Origin of the sequence: Georgenia thermotolerans, from assembly GCF_009193185.1 — a bacterium.
GTDB classification, from domain to species: domain Bacteria; phylum Actinomycetota; class Actinomycetes; order Actinomycetales; family Actinomycetaceae; genus Georgenia; species Georgenia thermotolerans.
In genome coordinates this window covers 90,855-107,065 of the sequence record NZ_VUKF01000010.1, presented here as the reverse complement: position 1 = coordinate 107,065, position 16,211 = coordinate 90,855, and the positions used below count along the sequence as shown (strand labels likewise).

The window sequence follows — 16,211 nt, the reverse complement described above, 5'->3', positions numbered from 1 at the left end:
GCCCGGCCGTCAACCCCGCCGGGCCCGGCCCGTCCGGCCCGGCCTCCGCGACCGGCGGCCCCGCGGGGCCGGCCGACGCCCTCGGCCCGGCGCCCCGGCGCACCGACCCCACGGCCCAGACGCCCGAGTCATGACGGCGTCGGAGGCGCTGCGGGCCGCCCTGCCCGCCTGGATGGCCCGGCAGCGGTGGTACACGGGCAAGGGACGCGAGCCGCGCCTGGAGCCGGTCGGCGGCCTCGCGCTGCCCGGGCCGGACGGCGTGGACGTCGCCACCTGGCTCGTGCGCGACGTCGGCGCCGCCGAGCCCGTCCTGTACCAGGTGCCGCTGACCGTGCGGCCCGCCGCCGTGCCCGGGCTCGAGCACGCCCTCGTGGCCGAGGCCCCCGGGCAGGTCGTCTACGACGGCTGCCACGACCCGGCCGGCGCCGCGGCGCTGCTCGCCGCCGTCGTCGACGAGGCGCGCCTGGGACCCGCGGGCGGCGACGACGACCTCGGCGCCCGCGGGCACCGTGCCGGCGCCGCGGTGTTCGCCACCGGCTCGCGGGTGCTGCGCGGGGAGCAGTCCAACACCTCGATCATCTTCGACGTCGCCGACGGCGCGCCGGTCATCCTCAAGGTCTTCCGCGTGGTCCAGGCCGGGCACAACCCCGACGTCGAGGTCCAGGAGGCGCTGGCGTCCGGGGGCAGCACCCGCGTGCCGCGCCCGCTGGGCGACCTGCTCGGCTGGTGGCCCGACGGCGACCGGCGCGCCGAGGGGCACCTGGCCTTCGCCCAGGAGTTCCTCCCCGGGGTGGAGGACGCCTGGCGGGTGGCGCTGCGCGCCCTGGAGACCGGCACCGACTTCGCCGACCGGGCACGCGCGCTCGGGGAGGCCACCGCCGAGGTGCACGCCGTCCTCGCCCGGGCCCTGCCCACCGCCGAGGCGGACGAGGCCGCCCGGGAGGCCATGCTGGACGGCTGGCGCCAGCGCTTCGCCGCCGCCGTCGAGGCCGTCCCGGAGCTGGCCGCTCGCGCCGAGGACGTCGAGGCGGTGCTGCGCGCCGGTGCCGCGGCGCCCTGGCCGCCGCTGCAGCGCATCCACGGCGACTACCACCTCGGCCAGGTGCTCGACGTCCCGGGTCGCGGCTGGGTGCTGCTGGACTTCGAGGGCGAGCCGCTGCGCCCGCTGGCCGAGCGCACCGCCCCCGACCTGCCGCAGCGGGACATCGCCGGGATGCTGCGCTCCTTCGACTACGCCGCAGGCTCGGCGACCGTCGCCGCCCGCGAGTCCGGCGGCAGCACCAAGACCCCCGCGGGCCCCGCCGCCGCCGGGCGGGAGGCCGGGCAGGCCGCCGAGCTGAGCGCCCACGAGGCCTGGGCCTCCCGGGCCCGGGAGGCCTTCCTCGACGGCTACGGCGCGGCCACGGGGCGCGACCCGCGCGCCGACGCCGCCCTGCTGCGCGCCCTCGAGCTCGACAAGGCGCTCTACGAGGCCGTCTACGAGGCGCGCAACCGGCCCGACTGGCTGCCCATCCCCCTTGCCGGGGTCACCCGGCTGCTGGTCGGCTGACGCAGACGCGCGCGTCGGCAGGGGTGATGGAAGAGTGGTCCCCATGGACCGCGATCTCAGCCACGACGCCCCCACCGGCCCCGATGCCTCCGCGACCACCAGCGCGGCGCCCCTCCCGGTCGAGCCCGCCGAGCTGCACCGCGTCGCCTACGGCTACTCCCACGACCCCCACGCCGTCCTCGGCCCCCACGTCGGCGACAGCGGCGTGACCGTCCGCACGGTGCGCCACCTCGCCGACGGCGTCGAGATCGTCACCGCCGCCGGCACCTACCCCGCCACCCACGAGCAGGACGGGGTGTGGGTCGCCGTCCTGCCCGGCCGGGAGGTGCCCGACTACCGCGTGCGGGTGACCTACGGCGACGTCAGCACCCTGGTCGACGACCCCTACCGCTTCCTGCCCACCGTCGGCGAGCTCGACCGGCACCTCATCGCCGAGGGCCGCCACGAGGAGCTGTGGCGGGTGCTCGGCGCCCACCTGCACACCTACCCCAGCGAGCTCGGCGACGTCCACGGCGTCAGCTTCGCCGTGTGGGCGCCCAACGCCCGCGCGGTGCGCGTCATCGGCGACTTCAACGGCTGGGACGGCTCCACCAGCGCCATGCGCTCGCTGGGCATCTCGGGCGTGTGGGAGCTGTTCCTGCCCGACGCCACCGCCGGGCAGAAGTACAAGTACGAGATCCAGTATCAGGACGGCTCCTGGCACCAGAAGGCCGACCCGATGGCCCGCCGCACCGAGGTGCCCCCGGCCACCGCCTCGGTCGTGGACGTCTCCAGCTACACCTGGAACGACGACGCCTGGCTCGCCCGCCGGACCCACACCAACCCGCACACCGGGCCGATGAGCATCTACGAGGTCCACCTCGGCTCCTGGCGGCCCGGGCTGGGCTACCGCGAGCTGGCCGAGGAGCTCGTCGCCCACGTCACGCACCTGGGCTTCACCCACGTGGAGTTCCTGCCGGTGGCCGAGCACCCCTTTGGCGGGTCCTGGGGCTACCAGGTCACCTCCTACTACGCCCCGACGGCGCGCTTCGGCACCCCCGACGACCTGCGCTACCTCATCGACCGCCTCCACCAGGCCGGCATCGGCGTCATCCTCGACTGGGTGCCCGCGCACTTCCCCAAGGACGCCTGGGCGCTGGCCCGCTTCGACGGCACCGCCCTCTACGAGGACCCCGACCCGCTGCGCGGGGAGCAGCAGGACTGGGGCACCTACGTGTTCAACTACGGCCGGCGGGAGGTGCGCAACTTCCTCGTCGCCAACGCCCTGTACTGGCTGCAGGAGTTCCACGTCGACGGGCTGCGGGTGGACGCCGTCGCCTCCATGCTCTACCTCGACTACTCGCGCCAGCCGGGCCAGTGGCGGCCCAACGTGCGCGGCGGTCGGGAGAACCTCGAGGCCATCAGCTTCCTGCAGGAGACGACGGCGACGGCCTACCGCAAGGTGCCCGGCATCGTCATGGTCGCCGAGGAGTCCACCGCCTGGCCGGGGGTGACCGCGCCGACCTCCCACGGCGGCCTGGGGTTCGGCCTCAAGTGGAACATGGGGTGGATGAACGACACCCTGCGGTACCTGGCGGAGGAGCCGATCAACCGCCGCTACCACCACGGGGAGCTGACGTTCTCCCTCGTCTACGCCTTCTCGGAGCAGTTCGTCCTGCCGCTGAGCCACGACGAGGTCGTGCACGGCAAGGGCTCGCTGCTCACCAAGATGCCCGGGGACCGCTGGCAGCAGCTCGCCGGCGTGCGGGCGCTGCTGGCCTACCAGTGGACCCACCCGGGCAAGCAGCTGCTGTTCATGGGCCAGGAGTTCGCCCAGGAGGCCGAGTGGAGCGAGGCCCGCGGGCTGGACTGGTGGCAGCTGGACGATCCCGGCCACGCCGGCGTCACCCAGCTCGTCAAGGACCTCAACGAGGTCTACACGGCGCACCCGGCGCTGTGGGCGGAGGACTTCTCCACCCGCGGGTTCGAGTGGATCGAGGCGAGCGACGGGGACCACAACACCCTCGCCTACCTGCGCCGCACCCGTGACGGCGAGCAGATGATGGTGTGCGTCATCAACTTCGCCGGCACCCCGCACGAGGGCTACCGGGTGGGGCTGCCGAAGGGCGGGGACTGGCTCGAGGTGCTCAACACCGACGCCCCGGCCTACGGCGGCTCGGGCGTGGGCAACCTCGGGCGGGTGCGCGCCGAGAACGTCGGCTGGCACGGCCGGCCCGCCTCGGCGGTGCTGCGCGTGCCGCCCCTGGGCGCGCTGCTGCTGGTGCCGGACACCGCCCCGCGCGCCGCGGCGCCGGCGGCGGCTGCCGCGGCGGCCCCGCCCGAGAAGGCTCCTCGCGGGGCGGCCCCTCGCGGGGCGGCGCCCACGGCGGCGACCGAGACCGGCTGGGCAGGCGCCCAGAGCACCCACCCGCACGGTGACGGCCCCGGCCCCGTGCGGAGGGACCGCCGCTCCGCACGGTGAACGACGGTGCCCCGCCCGCGGTGAGACGTCACCGCAGGCGGGGCTCTGCTCTGTGGCACGGGCACGTGCCACGCCGGCCGCGTCAGGGTCGACGAAGTCGAGGTATTGGCTGTACTGACAGCCAATACCTCGACTTCGTCCGTCGGTCGCCAGGTACGGCGGGAGGATCCCCGGGTCCGCGCGAGGCGCTCAGTACAGGGCGCTGGCCAGCTGGCGCCGGGCCGACTGCACCTCGGGCGTCGGGCCGGCGATGTCGAACAGCTCGATGAGCCGCAGCCGGGCCTGCTCCCGGTCGTCCCCGGCGGTGGCGCGCACGACGGCGAGCAGCCGGTCGAACGCGGCGCCGAACTGCCCGGTGGTGGCCTCGACGTCGGCCGCGGCGAGCTGCGCGGCGACGTCGGCCGGGCCGGCCGCGGCCGCGCGGCGGAGCACCTCGTCGGGGTCGTGCTGCTCCACCCGGCGGATGAGCTGGACCTGCAGCAGCGCGGCCTTGGCGTCGGCGTCGCGCGGGTTCTCGTTGAGCGCCTGGGTGTAGGCGGCCTCGGCGCCGTCCAGGTCGCCGCGCTCGATCGCGGCCAGCGCCTCGGCGTGCAGCGGGGGCAGCGGCGGCTCCTCCGGGGCCTCGGCGACGTCGTCGCCGGTGTCCTCGAGCACCCCCGTGACCCCGTTCTGGGCGGCCACGCGCAGCACCTCGTCGAGCACCTGGCGCACCTGGTCCTCGGGGTAGGCGCCCTGGAAGAGCGGCAGCGGCTGGCCGGCCACGAGCGCGACCACCGTGGGCACCGCCTGGACCTGCAGCGCCGCGGCGATCTGCGGGTTGGCGTCGCCGTCGACCCGGGCCAGCTGGAAGCGGCCGCCGTACTCGCGGGCGAGCTTCTCCAGGACGGCGTCGAGCTCCGCCGTCGCGCCCGAGCGGGCGGAGCCGAGCAGCAGGAGGACGGGGACCTGGGTGGACAGCTGCACGGTCTGCCCGAAGGTCGCCTCGCTGACGTCGGTGACGACCGCCCCCGGCACGGCCCCCGCCGGGGCGCCCCCGGGCGCCGCGGCCTGCTGCTGCCCGGCGGGCGGTCCCGCGAGGGAGGAGAGGTCCACCGCTCCGTGGAGATTGACGCGGGGCATCGGCTGGCTCATTGTCGTCCTTCGTCCTTCGTCCGTCTCGGTGGCCGGGCGCCGTGCCCGGTCGGCTGCATCATCTCGCAGCCGGGGCCTCCGCGTCGTTCCGGCTGACCTCGGTGAGCACGGTCTTGGCGCCCAGGGGCCGGATCTGCTTGGCGTCGCCGCCGGCCGGCGGCACGTAGAACGCCACGAGCACCTCCGAGACGCCCGCCACCGTGCCGCGCACCTGCTTGTCCTGGCCGAGCAGCGCCCCGATCTCGCCACCGACCGTCAGGGTGGCCCCGGGCACGGTCTTCTTGATGGTCTGCGTGGAGCTCAGCTCGCCCAGGACGATGGCGCCGCCGTCCGCCGTCGCGAGGGCCTGCGGGGCGTCGTCTCCGACGGCGTAGCTGATCGACGCGTCGCCCGCGGCCTCGATGCGGCTGTCGAGGTCGGTGATGGCCTTGCGCGAGCTGTCCTTGTACGGGTCGCCGGCGAACTGGTCGGCGTACTCGCTGTCCTGCTTGTTGAGCGTGTCGACGTAGCGCTCCACCGCCTGCGCCGGCGTCGCGATCAGCCCCTCGGAGTCCGGGGCGAGCTGCTGGGAGCCGGTGTCGGGGTGGATGAGCGGGGGCGTCTCGATGCCGGGGAAGAGCTCGACCCAGCCCCACAGCTTGTAGGGCGTGCGGGCGTCGGGCTGGGCGAAGGTGAGCAGGAGGGGCAGGTTGGCCCCCTCCGGCACCTGGGTGATGACCATCGCGGTGCGCGGGAAGTCGTACGTCGCGGCCACCGCCTCGACCTGGGTGGCCGTGGTGACGGGCGACGGCGCGGTGCTGCCCCCCGTGGCCTCGGCCAGCCGGTACTCGGCCTGGCGCACCTCGAGGGCCGGGCCGGTGATCCGGGCGGCGAGGGCCTCGGGGTCCTTGGCCTCGTCGGCCTTCTGGAAGGTCGCGGCCGTCTCGGTCAGGATCCGGTCCAGGCGGTCGCCGTCGAGCACCGGCGGCGCCGTCTCGGCGGTGGGCTCGGGATCGGGCTGGGGCAGCTCGGAGCTGCAGCCGGCGAGGAACGCCAGGGACAGCGCGGCGCCCGCCGCCACGGAGAGCCGGGTGCGGCGCGTCATCGCTGCTCCTCCTCGTCGCGGATGTCCTCGGCGTCGGGGCGGCCGTCCTGCGGCTCTCCGCCCGGCCGCACCGCCTCCGGGCCGTCGTCCGTCGTCTCCTTGCGCTCGCCGAATCCCCACATGCTGCGCCAGCTGGGCGGTTGCCCCGCCTCGCCGGCCGCTTCCTCCTCCTCGTGCTCCCCCGCCGCCGGGCCCGTCTCCCGGGCCTGGCGCAGCTCCGGAGAGCTGTCGGCGGCGGGCACCACGCCGGTGCCGCGGGCGACGCCGGCCGCCTGCAGGTCGTCCTCGTTCACGGCGAGGCTCTCGGTCTCGCCGCCGACGGCGGCCATCGGCTGGGTCGGGTCCGCGCCGGCTCCGGCCTGCTCGCCCTCCGCCACCGCGGTCATCTGCTGGGTCTGGTCGGCGCCGTCGTCGCCGCCCTCGTCGGCCGCGTCACGCTCCCGGCGGTACTCCGCCGCCCGCGGGGACGCCGGGACGATGCCGGCGCCGCGCGCCGAGCCGGCCGTGACCAGGTCCTCGGTCGCGGCGGTCTCGCCCGCCGCGGCGGCGGGGACCACGGCGGTGGCCGCCTCCTCGGCGGGCTCGCCGCGCCGTCCCCTGCCCTGCTGCGCGGCGGCCCGGGCCCGCTCGCGCAGCTGGCGGCGGGTCAGGCCGGCCGTCTCGGCGGCCGGGAGGACCACGGTCTCGTCCTCCGGCGCCCCGGCGACGGCCTCCCGGCGGCGCAGCTCGCGCGCGGTCAGGACCTCGAGGACGGCCAGCGCCAGGCCGGCCAGGAGCAGGAGCGCACCCACGATCAGTCCGGGCACGAGCCACGGCGTGCTGACCTCGCGCGGCCAGCTCAGCGAGACCTGCGGGGCGGGCGCGGTCCCGTCGGTCGCCGCCAGCAGGCTCCACCGCCCGTCCCGGTCCTTCCAGGACAGCTCGGCCGTCCCGGTGCCGGTCTGCTCGCTGACCCACAGGTCGGAGCCGGCCGGGCTGGGCAGCGCGGCCTGGCCCTCCGCGGGCGCCGCACCCTCGGTCGCCTCACCGCCGGCGACGTCCTTCACGGCCAGCTGCTCCCAGCTGCTCAGCCCCGTGATGCGGGTGTGCGGCGCGCCGTCCACCCAGGCCTGGACGTCCTCGGTGCGCCCGACGGCGAGGGTGACGGGCTGGCCGTCGTCCGCCGTCGCGACGATCCGGACGTCCGGCGCCACGGCGTCGAGGACGCCTGCGTCGGAGATGACCACCGGCGTGGTGGGTCGGGTGGGCAGGGTCAGGGTCGCGGTGTCCGTGGGGCGCCACACGGTGGCAGAGGCGATCGCCAGTGCGATGGCAATCACCCCGAGCACCATGAGGACGACGGAGATGATCCGACGATTCACGAGGTGGAGGGTCCTCCCAGTTCCGGGATGCGCGAGAGCATCGTCAACGGGCCAGAATACGGTGCGCCCGGGCGGGGCGCTTCCCCTCACCCGTCGAGGGCCCGCCGCCGCCGGGCCCAGCGGCCCATCTCACAGCCGGCGCGATGCCCCGGGCGCCCGTCCCAGCTGCCGTCCCGTCCCCGGGCACCCGTCGCCCGCGTGGTTAGTCTGGGGAGACGCTCATCCGGCCTCAGAGGGGTCGGGGTACGACACGGAGGACTGAGTGTGAGCAACGAGCGACCGGTGTTCCCGGTGGTCATGCGCGGCTACGACCGCGCCCAGGTCGACCAGCGCGTGCAGGCGCTGACCGAGGCCCTGAGCGAGGCCCGGCGTGAGGTGGAGGCGCTCGACACCCGCGTCATGAAGATGTCCGGCGAGCTCTCCGAGGCGCAGCGACAGCTGCGGGAGAACGAGCGGCCCACCTACGCCGGGCTCGGGTCCCGGGTGGAGCGGCTGCTGCGCTCGGCCGAGGAGCAGGCGCTGGAGGTGGTCAACCGCGCCAACGACGACGCCCAGAAGGCCCTCGAGCGCGCTCGCGCCAGCGCCCGGGCCGTGCAGGAACGCGCCGAGCAGGAGGCGGCCCAGCGGCTCGCCGAGGCCCGCCAGGAGGCCGAGCACGTCGAGTCCCACACGCGCACCGAGGCCGAGACCACCCTGCTCAACGCCCGCCGCCGCGCCGAGGAGCTGGTCGCCTCCGCCGAGCGCGAGGCCGCGCGGCTCTCCGCCACCAGCACCGCCGAGGCCAGCGAGCGGCGCGCGAGCCTCGAGCGGGAGCTCGGCGTCATGCGGACGACGACGGAGAAGCTCGCCACCGAGATGCGCGCCCACGCGGAGCAGGAGGCGGCGGACGTCCGCGCCCGCGCCGAGCAGGAGGCGTCCGAGGCGTTCGCGGCGGCCAAGGCCCGCATCGACACCATGACCGGCGACGCGGAGAGCCGGGCGCTCGACGCGGAGCGCCGGCTGGCCGAGGCGGTGCAGCGCTGCGAGCGGCTGCTGGTCGAGACCGACACGACCGTGCGCGAGCGCGAGGAGCACGCCCGCGCCGAGATCGCCCGTCTGCTGGCGGACGCCCAGGCGGAGGCCGCCCGGGTGCGCCGGGAGGCCGAGGCGGACGCGGAGGCCACCCTGGCGACCGCGCAGCGCCGGGTCGAGGAGCTCACGCGCCAGCGCGAGGAGGTCGCCGCCTACCTCGACGACATGCGCGGGATGCTCGGGCTGTCCGCCGCGGCGGCCGTCGACGAGGCTCGGCCTGCTCCCCCGGCGCCCCCGGCGCCCCCGGCCCCGCCCGCCGCGCCGGGCGGGAAGGCCACGACACCGGCGCCCGCCGACAAGGCATCCGCCGGCACGGACACCGCCGGCCCGGCTCCGGCCGGCACCGCGCCGAGCAAGGTCCCTGCCCCCGCGACACCGGCCGCCGGCGCGCCGGTGGCCAAGACGGCCGAGGCCAAGGCTCCGGTGACCGCGGCGCGGGATACCAAGGCCGACACCACGGCCGCCAAGGCGCCCGACACCAAGGCCGACACCACGGCCGCCAAGGCACCGGACACCAGGGCCGACACCCCGGCAGGCAAGGCAGCGGCGGAGTCGAAGCCCGCCCCCGGCGGGCCGCCGGCCCCGCCCGCCGCCCAGGCGCCCCAGACCACGCCGGCGGCCGAGAAGGCGCCCCAGGCCAAGCCCGCGACGGAGAAGGCCCCGCAGGCTGCACCCGCAGCCGAGAAGGCCCAGCAGTCGAAGGCCGACGCCCCCGAGAAGAAGGGCGCCGCCAAGACGCCCGACACCGCGGCCGAGCCGCCCGCCCCGCCTGCCCAGGCGCCGAAGGCCGCGCCCGCGGCGGACGAGGCACCACAGGGCAAGCCCGCGGCGGAGAAGGCGCCCCAGGGCAAGCCCGCGGCAGAGAAGGCCCCCCAGGGCAAGCCCGACGCTGGCGACCAGTCCGACGAGACCGCGGTGCTCGAGCTTCCGTTCGCGCCCGACGACGTCGCCCGCCTCGCCGGCCCCGACGAGGTGCGCGCCATCGAGGAGCCGGCCGACCGGACCGAGCGCATCGAGGCCGTCGGGCCGGACACCCAGAGGATGGACGCCATCCAGGACGCCCCGGCGCCCGCCAAGGGCGCCTCGCGCCCGAGCGCGCCCCGGTCGCCCGCTCGGGGGGCGCGCAAGCCCCGCTCACGCGGCGGCCGCTGACAGCATGCGGCGTCCGGCCGGCAGCCACGTCGGCAGCCGGCCGGACGCCGCCGGGCGGCCGACTCCGACCGCGTCCGGACGTCCCCGCCCGCTCTCAGGCGCCGAGCGCGTCCCGGGCCAGCTCCAGCGCCCGAGCCGGGGTCAGGCCCAGCTCCCGCGCCCGGGCGGCGTAGGCGGCGGCCGCGGCCTTCGCCGCGTGCTCGGCGTCGTCGTCGGCGACGACGGTGCCCGACCGGCCGCGGGTGACCACCGCGCCGGCCTGCTCGAGCTCGCGGTAGGCCCGGGCGACGGTGTTGACCGCCAGCCCGAGCTCGCCGGCGAGCGCCCGCACGGTGGGCAGCCGGGTGCCGGGCTGCAGCGCGCCGTCGTCGATGGCGGCGGCGAGCTGGGCCCGGACCTGCTCGTAGGGCGGGGTGGCGGAGGCGGGGTCGACGCTGAGGTCGAGGTCCATCAGCGCACCATCCGGATGGCGAGGAGGTGGCCGCCGGCGGCCACCGGCTCGCGGGCGCCGTCCGCCTCGAAGCCGTGGGAGCGGTAGAAGCCCTGAGCGCGGGTGTTGCCCTCCGCGACCCAGAGGAAGCACGGCGCGTCCCCGATGGCCAGCTCGAGAAGGTGGGTGCCGGTGCGCCGGCCCTGCTCCGCGGCCAGGACGTACAGCCGCGACAGCTGCAGGGGCCGCACGCCGGCGGGTCCGGCGGCAAGCGCCGTCGCGAACCCGACGACCTCGTCGTCACGCTGCGCCACCCAGGTCATGGTGGCGCCGGGGTCGGCCAGCATCGCCTCCCACCGCCCCGGGCCCTCGGCCTCCCGCTGGGCGTAGACACCGGCGGGGACGAGCTCGCCGTAGGTCTCACGCCAGGCCTGGAGGTGCGCGCGGGCGATCGCGGGGGCGTCGAGCACCGTCGCGGGGCGGATGCGGGCGGCGGGGAGGGTCGGCATGCCTCCCAGCGTAGGGCGCCGTCGGGAGCGCCCGGGACGGCGGCCGGTCAGGACACCGCGCCCTGGGCGCAGCGCTCGTGCAGGTCGCGCAGGGCGGCGGCGACCTCGCCGGGCGCCTCCACCGGGCTGAGGTGGCCGGCCCGCGGCACGACGACGACCTCGACGTCGGTCAGCGCCTCGGCCATGGTGTTCGCGGCGGCCTGCGGGGCGGACGCGTCCTCCGCGCCGCGGAGCACCAGCGCGGGTACGTGGAGGTCCTCCAGCGCGGTGACCCGGTCGGGCCGGGCGGCCATCGCCCGCTGTGCCCACGCGATCCCGGCCGGCGGGGCCTCGGCGAGCCACGCCCGCACCCGCTCGACGACCTGGGGGCGCTCGGCCTTGCTGGTGTCGCCGAGGACCTGGGTGACCATCGGCGCGACCGCGTCGGCGCCGCGTGCCTCCGCGTCCTCGGCCACCTGGAGCCGGGTGGCGCGGGCGGCGTCGTCGTCCGCGGTGGCCTTGGTGTCGAGCAGGCCGGCGCCGGCCAGCAGGCCCCGGTGGCGCTCGGCCAGGGCGAGGACGGCGTAGCCGCCCATGGAGATCCCCGCGACGACGGCCCGGTCGATCCCGGCGTCGCCGAGCGCGGCGGCGACGGCGTCGGCGTAGGTCTCCAGGGACGGCTCGGCGGGCCGGCCCACGGCCGCGGCGACGGCGTCCGGTGCCGGGGAGGCGCCGAAGCCGGGGGCGTCGACGGTGACGACGGCGAGGCCGGGCAGCTGGGCCAGGACGTCGTCCCACATGCGCGCGTCCAACGGGAAGGCGTGGAGCAGGACGAGCGGGAGCCCCTCGTCGGGGCCGTGACGGTGCAGGGCGAGGGTCATGGGCCGAGCATGGCACGGCCGCCGCCGGGTCCGCTCGCCCGGCTGGGTCCGTTCGGGTCCGGCGCGGCGACCCCGCGACGTGCGGGTTCGTCGCGGGCGCCGGGTCGCGGCGGCGACGGCGCGGCGCGAGCTCGCCTGCGTCAGCGGGTCGGCCGACGGCGCCCGCGGGCCTGCCAGCAGCCGCTGTGCCAGTGGCGGCGGTCGTCGATGCCGGCCTGGGCGCCGAGCAGGTGGTCCGTCTGCCAGGCGACGACGTGCGCGACGCCGGGCGGGATGAGCTGGTCGCAGCCGGGGCAGCGGTAGGACTTCTCCGACCCGCGCACCTGCCGCACCGAGTACGACCCGCCGTCGGGCCCGCGCTCGCTGCGCGGCATGCCCCGCAGCCGCTCGGGGTCCAGCGGCACGTGCTCCGCCCCGTAGGGGCGGCGGCGCGAGCGGCGGGAGGAGGGCATGGGCCCATTGTCGCCCCGGGCAGGGGCGGCGTGCGAGCGCCGTCCGCGCCGTGCGTCAGTCCGGCAGCGTGCCGGTGCGCGCCAGCTGGGCGTACCAGCGGGCGGAGTCCTTGAGCGTGCGCCGCTGGGTGTCGTAGTCGACCCGGACGATGCCGAACCGCTTGCTGTAGCCGTAGGACCACTCGAAGTTGTCCAGCAGCGACCACACGAAGTAGCCGTGCACGTTGGCGCCGTCCTGCCGGGCGCGGCCGACGGCGTCGATGTGGCGGCGCAGGTAGTCGACGCGCTCGGGGTCGTGCACCTCGCCGTCGGGCCCGGGGACGTCGTCGAAGGCCGCGCCGTTCTCGGTGACCATGAGCGGCAGGCCGTCGTAGGCGTTGTCCAGGGCGGTGAGCAGCTCGTAGATGCCGTCGGGCTCGATGTTCCAGCCCATCGCGGTGGTCGGGCCGGACGGCGGGAGGAACTCCACGCGGTCCAGGCCCACCCAGGGGCTGGCCGGGCCGTTGCCGTGGCCGCCGGACCCGCCGGCGGCGGGGCCGTCGCTGCGGCGCACGTAGTTGGTGAAGTAGTAGTTGACGCCCAGGACGTCCAGGCGCTGGCGGATGAGGGTCATGTCCCCGGGCCGGACGTAACCGGCGTCGGTGATGTCGCGGGTGAGGTCGCGCAGCCCGATGGGGTAGGAGCCGTCGAGCATCGGGCCGAGGAAGATGTGGTTGCCGACCAGGTCCACCTCGTGCGCGGCCTCGAGGTCGGCCGCGGACTCGGGGTCGGCCGGGCGGGTGACGTGCAGGTTGAGGCTGACGGAGACCTGCGCCTCGTCGCCGAGCTCGTCGCGGATGGCGGCCGCGGCCAGGCCGTGGGCGAGGTTGAGGTGGTGCGCGGCCGCCAGGGCGGCGGCCGGCTCGGTGCGCCCGGGGGCGTGCTCGCCGGAGGCGTAGCCGAGGAACGCCGAGCACCAGGGCTCGTTCACCGTGATCCACAGCCCGACCCGCTCCCCCAGGGCCCGGGCCATGGCGCGGGCGTACTCGGCGAAGGCGTAGGCGGTCTCGCGGTTGGTCCAGCCGCCGGCGGCCTCGAGCTCGCTGGGCAGGTCCCAGTGGTAGAGGGTGACCACGGGCTCGATGCCCGCGGCGCGCAGGGCGTCGAGCAGGCGGGTGTAGAAGGCCACGCCCTCGGGGTTGAGCGGGCCCCGGCCGCCCGGCTGCACCCGCGGCCAGGAGATCGACAGCCGGTAGGCGCCCAGCCCCAGCTCGGACATCAGGGCGACGTCGTCCTGCCAGCGGTGGTAGTGGTCGTCGGCGACGTCGCCGGTGTCGCCGCCGAGGGTGCGCCCGGGGGTGTGCGAGAAGTCGTCCCAGATCGACCGGCCGCGCCCGCCCTCGGTGGCGGCGCCCTCGATCTGGTACGCGGCGGTCGCCGCACCCCACACGAAGCTGTCGGGGAACGTGCGCTGGTTCATCTGACCTCCTGGCCGAGACGGTGGACGGTGAGGGGCCGCAGGTCGGCGTCGGCGACGACGACGTCGGCGCGGCGGCCGGCCTCGAGGGCCCCGACATCGCGGCGGCCCAGGACGGCCGCGGGCGTGGTCGCGGCCATGTAGACGGCGTCGACGAGCGGCACGCCGCCGGCGACGGTGGCGCGGACGACGTCGAGCAGGTGGGCGGTGCCCCCGGCGATGGCGCCGTCGCCGGCGAGACGGGCGACCCCGGCGGCGACGGTGACCTCCATGGAGCCGAGCCGGTAGGCGCCGTCGGGCATGCCGGCCGCGGCCATGGCGTCGGTGACGAGGGCGGCGTTCTCCCGCCCGACGAGCTCGTACACCGCGCGCACGACGGCCGGCGCGAGGTGGACGCCGTCGCCGATGAGCTCGACGACGGCGCCCCCGCGGCGGGCGGCGGCGAGCAGCTCCCCGATGGGGCCGGGGTCGCGGTGGTGCAGCGGGCGCATGCCGTTGAACAGGTGGGTCACGGTGGGGCGGGCGGCGCGGGCGCCCGGGGTGGCGGCGAGCAGCGCGACCGACTCGGCGAGGGCCGCGCGGGTCTCCTCCGGCCCGGCGTCGGTGTGGCCCCAGGAGGGCAGCGCGCCGCCGGCGACGAGGCGCGCGGCGACGCCGTCGGGCCCGGTGTTGCCCGGCCGCTCGGGGGCCAGCGTCATGGTGGCGACGTGGCCGCGGCCGAGGGCGAGCAGCTCGCCGGCGAGGGCCGGGTCAGGCGCCCGGATGAGCGCGGGGTCCTGCGCGCCGCAGCGGGTCGGGGCCAGGAAGGGGCCCTCGAGGTGGATGCCGTCGATCTCCCCGGCGTCGGCGAGGTCGGCGAGCAGGCCCACCCGGGCGCGCAGCGTGTCCGGGGCGGCGGTGACCAGCGAGGCGAGCAGCGTCGTGGTGCCGTGGCGGCGGTGCTCGGCGACGGCGCGCAGCGCGGCCTCGGCGTCCTCCGCGTCGGGGAAGGACGCCCCGCCGCCGCCGTGACAGTGCAGGTCGACCAGCCCGGGCAGGACGTGACGGCCGTCGGTGGGCGCCGGGGCGGCGGCGACGGCGGCGCCGTGCCCCGCGGCGGCGGCCTCCTCGGCCGGGCCGACCCAGGCGATCGTGGGGCCGGCGAGGACGACGGCGCCGTCGGCCAGGACGCGGTCGGGGGTCACGACCCGCCCACGCAGCGCCCATCGCTCGTCAGCCATGCCCCCATCCAACACCCGGGGGCGGTCCGATACCCACCCGCCGCGACTCGACGCGCGCGAGACGTCAAGTAGGTCGCGAGACGTCAAACGGGTCGCGAGACGTCAAGTTGGTCGCGAGACGTCGAGTGGTGCGGGCCCACTCGCTCCGCGAGCGAGGGACAGCTGCCTCAGAACAGGCGCGACTCGACGTCGTCGATGCCGCGCATGGCGTCGTAGTCGAGCACGAGGCAGCGGATCCCCCGGTCGGTGGCCAGGACCCGGGCCTGCGGCTTGATCTCCTGGGCGGCGAAGACGCCCTGGACCGGGGCGAGCAGCGGGTCGCGGTTGAGCAGCTCGAGGTAGCGGGTGAGCTGCTCGACGCCGTCGATGTCGCCGCGACGCTTGATCTCCACGGCCACCGACGCGCCGTCGGGGTCCTTAGCCATGATGTCGACCGGGCCGATCGCCGTCGGGTACTCGCGCCGCACGAGCTGGTGGCCGGGGCCGAGCAGGTCGATCTGCTCGGCGAGGAGCTTCTGCAGGTGCGCCTCGACGCCGTCCTTGACCAGGCCGGGGTCGACGCCGAGCTCCACGGTGTGGTCGGCGACGACCTCGTGGACGCGCACGACCAGCCGGTCGTCGCTCTTGGCGTTCTGCACGGTCCACACCTCGCGCACGCCCTGCTCGGCGTCGGTGTCGTCGGGCTCGGCGACCGTGAGCCGGCACGGTGGGGACATCCAGTTCAGCGGCTTGTACGACCCGCCGTCGGAGTGGACGAGGACGGAGCCGTCCGCCTTGACCATGAGCAGCCGCGTGGCGAGCGGCAGGTGGGCATCGAGGCGCCCGGAGTAGTCCACGGAGCAGCTGGCAATGACGACGCGCACGACGAAGAACCTTACCTTCCGATTTCCACCGACCACGCACCCGCTCGTGCGTCGGTCTCAGAACCCGACCACGGTGACGGCGGGAACGTTGCCTGTCCGGAGGCGCTCGAGCACCTCTCGCTCGTGCGGGACCACGCCCGTTGGCAGGTCGTCCAGCGCGAACCATCCCAGGGCCGCCGCCTTGTGCGGTTCGCACCGTTCGGGGCGGCCCGTCCAGGTGTGCGCGGCGAAGAAGAAGTCCACCCGCTCGCCGACGGGATCGCCCGTGCCGGCCGTGCGGTGCATGACGGTCAGCGGTTCGAGGTCCGATGTGCTGAGCTCCACGCCGAGCTCTTCGCGCGCCTCGCGGACGGCGGCAGCCAGGACGGACTCGCCGGCCTCGACGTGGCCTGCGGCACCGAAGGACCAGTGCTCGTCCATGTACCCCGTGTTGCGCCGCAGCGAGAGCAGGACCCGGTCGGCGGACCCGCCCCTCGCCGGCTCGACGAGAAGCACATAGGCGGCCGGGACGACCTGGAAGCGGTTCACCCGGCCAACGGTAGACACCGCGCGACTGAAAACGGACGGCGCGCGGACAACGTCACGCCTCGCTGCCGACTTGACGCCTCGCAG

Annotated in this window: 14 protein-coding genes; 3 read left to right on the top strand and 11 right to left on the bottom strand. The window is 76.4% G+C overall.

The genetic code is table 11. The features are described 5' to 3' along the window. Nucleotides 1-130 precede the first annotated feature (130 nt). Both GD970_RS06750 and glgB read left to right on the top strand, forming a co-directional pair. A complete protein-coding gene (locus tag GD970_RS06750; RefSeq protein WP_152202127.1) occupies nucleotides 131-1,549 on the top strand; it encodes a maltokinase N-terminal cap-like domain-containing protein in 1,419 nt (472 codons plus the stop codon). Between the two features lie 43 nt (nucleotides 1,550-1,592). After that, complete coding sequence (gene glgB, locus GD970_RS06745; RefSeq protein ID WP_152202126.1) at nucleotides 1,593-4,010, top strand: 1,4-alpha-glucan branching protein GlgB; 2,418 nt, start codon at nucleotides 1,593-1,595, stop codon at nucleotides 4,008-4,010. A 189-nt stretch (nucleotides 4,011-4,199) separates the two neighbouring features. Here glgB and GD970_RS06740 read toward each other — a convergent pair whose 3' ends face one another. From GD970_RS06740 to GD970_RS06730, 3 genes are read right to left on the bottom strand one after another with little or no spacing between them, the layout of a single operon-like run. Further along, nucleotides 4,200-5,141, bottom strand: coding sequence for a tetratricopeptide repeat protein (locus GD970_RS06740; protein ID WP_152202125.1), 942 nt, complete (start codon nucleotides 5,139-5,141; stop codon nucleotides 4,200-4,202). Between the two features lie 58 nt (nucleotides 5,142-5,199). Further along, nucleotides 5,200-6,225, bottom strand: coding sequence for a hypothetical protein (locus tag GD970_RS06735; RefSeq protein ID WP_152202124.1), 1,026 nt, complete (start codon nucleotides 6,223-6,225; stop codon nucleotides 5,200-5,202). Then, on the bottom strand, nucleotides 6,222-7,586 hold the full coding sequence (locus GD970_RS06730; RefSeq protein ID WP_152202123.1) for a hypothetical protein: 1,365 nt from the start codon (nucleotides 7,584-7,586) through the stop codon (nucleotides 6,222-6,224). Before GD970_RS06730 ends, GD970_RS06735 begins: the two co-directional genes overlap by 4 nt. A gap of 264 nt (nucleotides 7,587-7,850) precedes the next feature. Here GD970_RS06730 and GD970_RS06725 point away from each other — a divergent pair, with 264 nt between their 5' ends. After that, nucleotides 7,851-9,809, top strand: coding sequence for a hypothetical protein (locus GD970_RS06725; RefSeq protein ID WP_152202122.1), 1,959 nt, complete (start codon nucleotides 7,851-7,853; stop codon nucleotides 9,807-9,809). 94 nt (nucleotides 9,810-9,903) lie between these two features. Here GD970_RS06725 and GD970_RS06720 read toward each other — a convergent pair whose 3' ends face one another. The 8 genes from GD970_RS06720 to GD970_RS06685 all read right to left on the bottom strand — a co-directional run bounded on the left by GD970_RS06720 (nucleotide 9,904) and on the right by GD970_RS06685 (nucleotide 16,127). After that, nucleotides 9,904-10,260 carry a GntR family transcriptional regulator gene (locus GD970_RS06720; protein WP_152202121.1) on the bottom strand — a complete coding sequence of 119 codons (357 nt, stop codon included), beginning with the start codon at nucleotides 10,258-10,260 and terminating at the stop codon, nucleotides 9,904-9,906. Continuing rightward, complete coding sequence (locus GD970_RS06715) at nucleotides 10,260-10,748, bottom strand: GNAT family N-acetyltransferase (RefSeq protein ID WP_152202120.1); 489 nt, start codon at nucleotides 10,746-10,748, stop codon at nucleotides 10,260-10,262. The genes GD970_RS06720 and GD970_RS06715 overlap by 1 nt, the downstream gene beginning before the upstream one ends. A 47-nt stretch (nucleotides 10,749-10,795) precedes the next feature. Beyond that, nucleotides 10,796-11,608 (bottom strand): alpha/beta fold hydrolase, encoded by an 813-nt coding sequence (locus GD970_RS06710; protein WP_152202119.1) that lies wholly within the window; start codon nucleotides 11,606-11,608, stop codon nucleotides 10,796-10,798. A 140-nt stretch (nucleotides 11,609-11,748) separates the two neighbouring features. Then, a complete protein-coding gene (locus tag GD970_RS06705; RefSeq protein WP_152202118.1) occupies nucleotides 11,749-12,060 on the bottom strand; it encodes a hypothetical protein in 312 nt (103 codons plus the stop codon). A 55-nt stretch (nucleotides 12,061-12,115) separates the two neighbouring features. Then, the gene (locus GD970_RS06700; RefSeq protein WP_152202117.1) at nucleotides 12,116-13,519 is read right to left on the bottom strand and encodes a GH1 family beta-glucosidase; all 1,404 of its coding nucleotides are present in this window, start codon (nucleotides 13,517-13,519) and stop codon (nucleotides 12,116-12,118) included. Continuing rightward, nucleotides 13,516-14,736 (bottom strand): N-acetylglucosamine-6-phosphate deacetylase, encoded by a 1,221-nt coding sequence (locus GD970_RS06695; RefSeq protein ID WP_152202116.1) that lies wholly within the window; start codon nucleotides 14,734-14,736, stop codon nucleotides 13,516-13,518. Before GD970_RS06695 ends, GD970_RS06700 begins: the two co-directional genes overlap by 4 nt. A gap of 167 nt (nucleotides 14,737-14,903) precedes the next feature. Next, entirely contained in the window at nucleotides 14,904-15,599 is a 696-nt protein-coding gene (gene nucS, locus GD970_RS06690) for an endonuclease NucS (protein WP_152202115.1), read from the bottom strand. A 57-nt stretch (nucleotides 15,600-15,656) separates the two neighbouring features. Further along, nucleotides 15,657-16,127, bottom strand: a complete 471-nt coding sequence (locus tag GD970_RS06685; protein WP_152202114.1) for an NUDIX hydrolase — start codon at nucleotides 16,125-16,127, stop codon at nucleotides 15,657-15,659. Nucleotides 16,128-16,211: the final 84 nt, after the last annotated feature.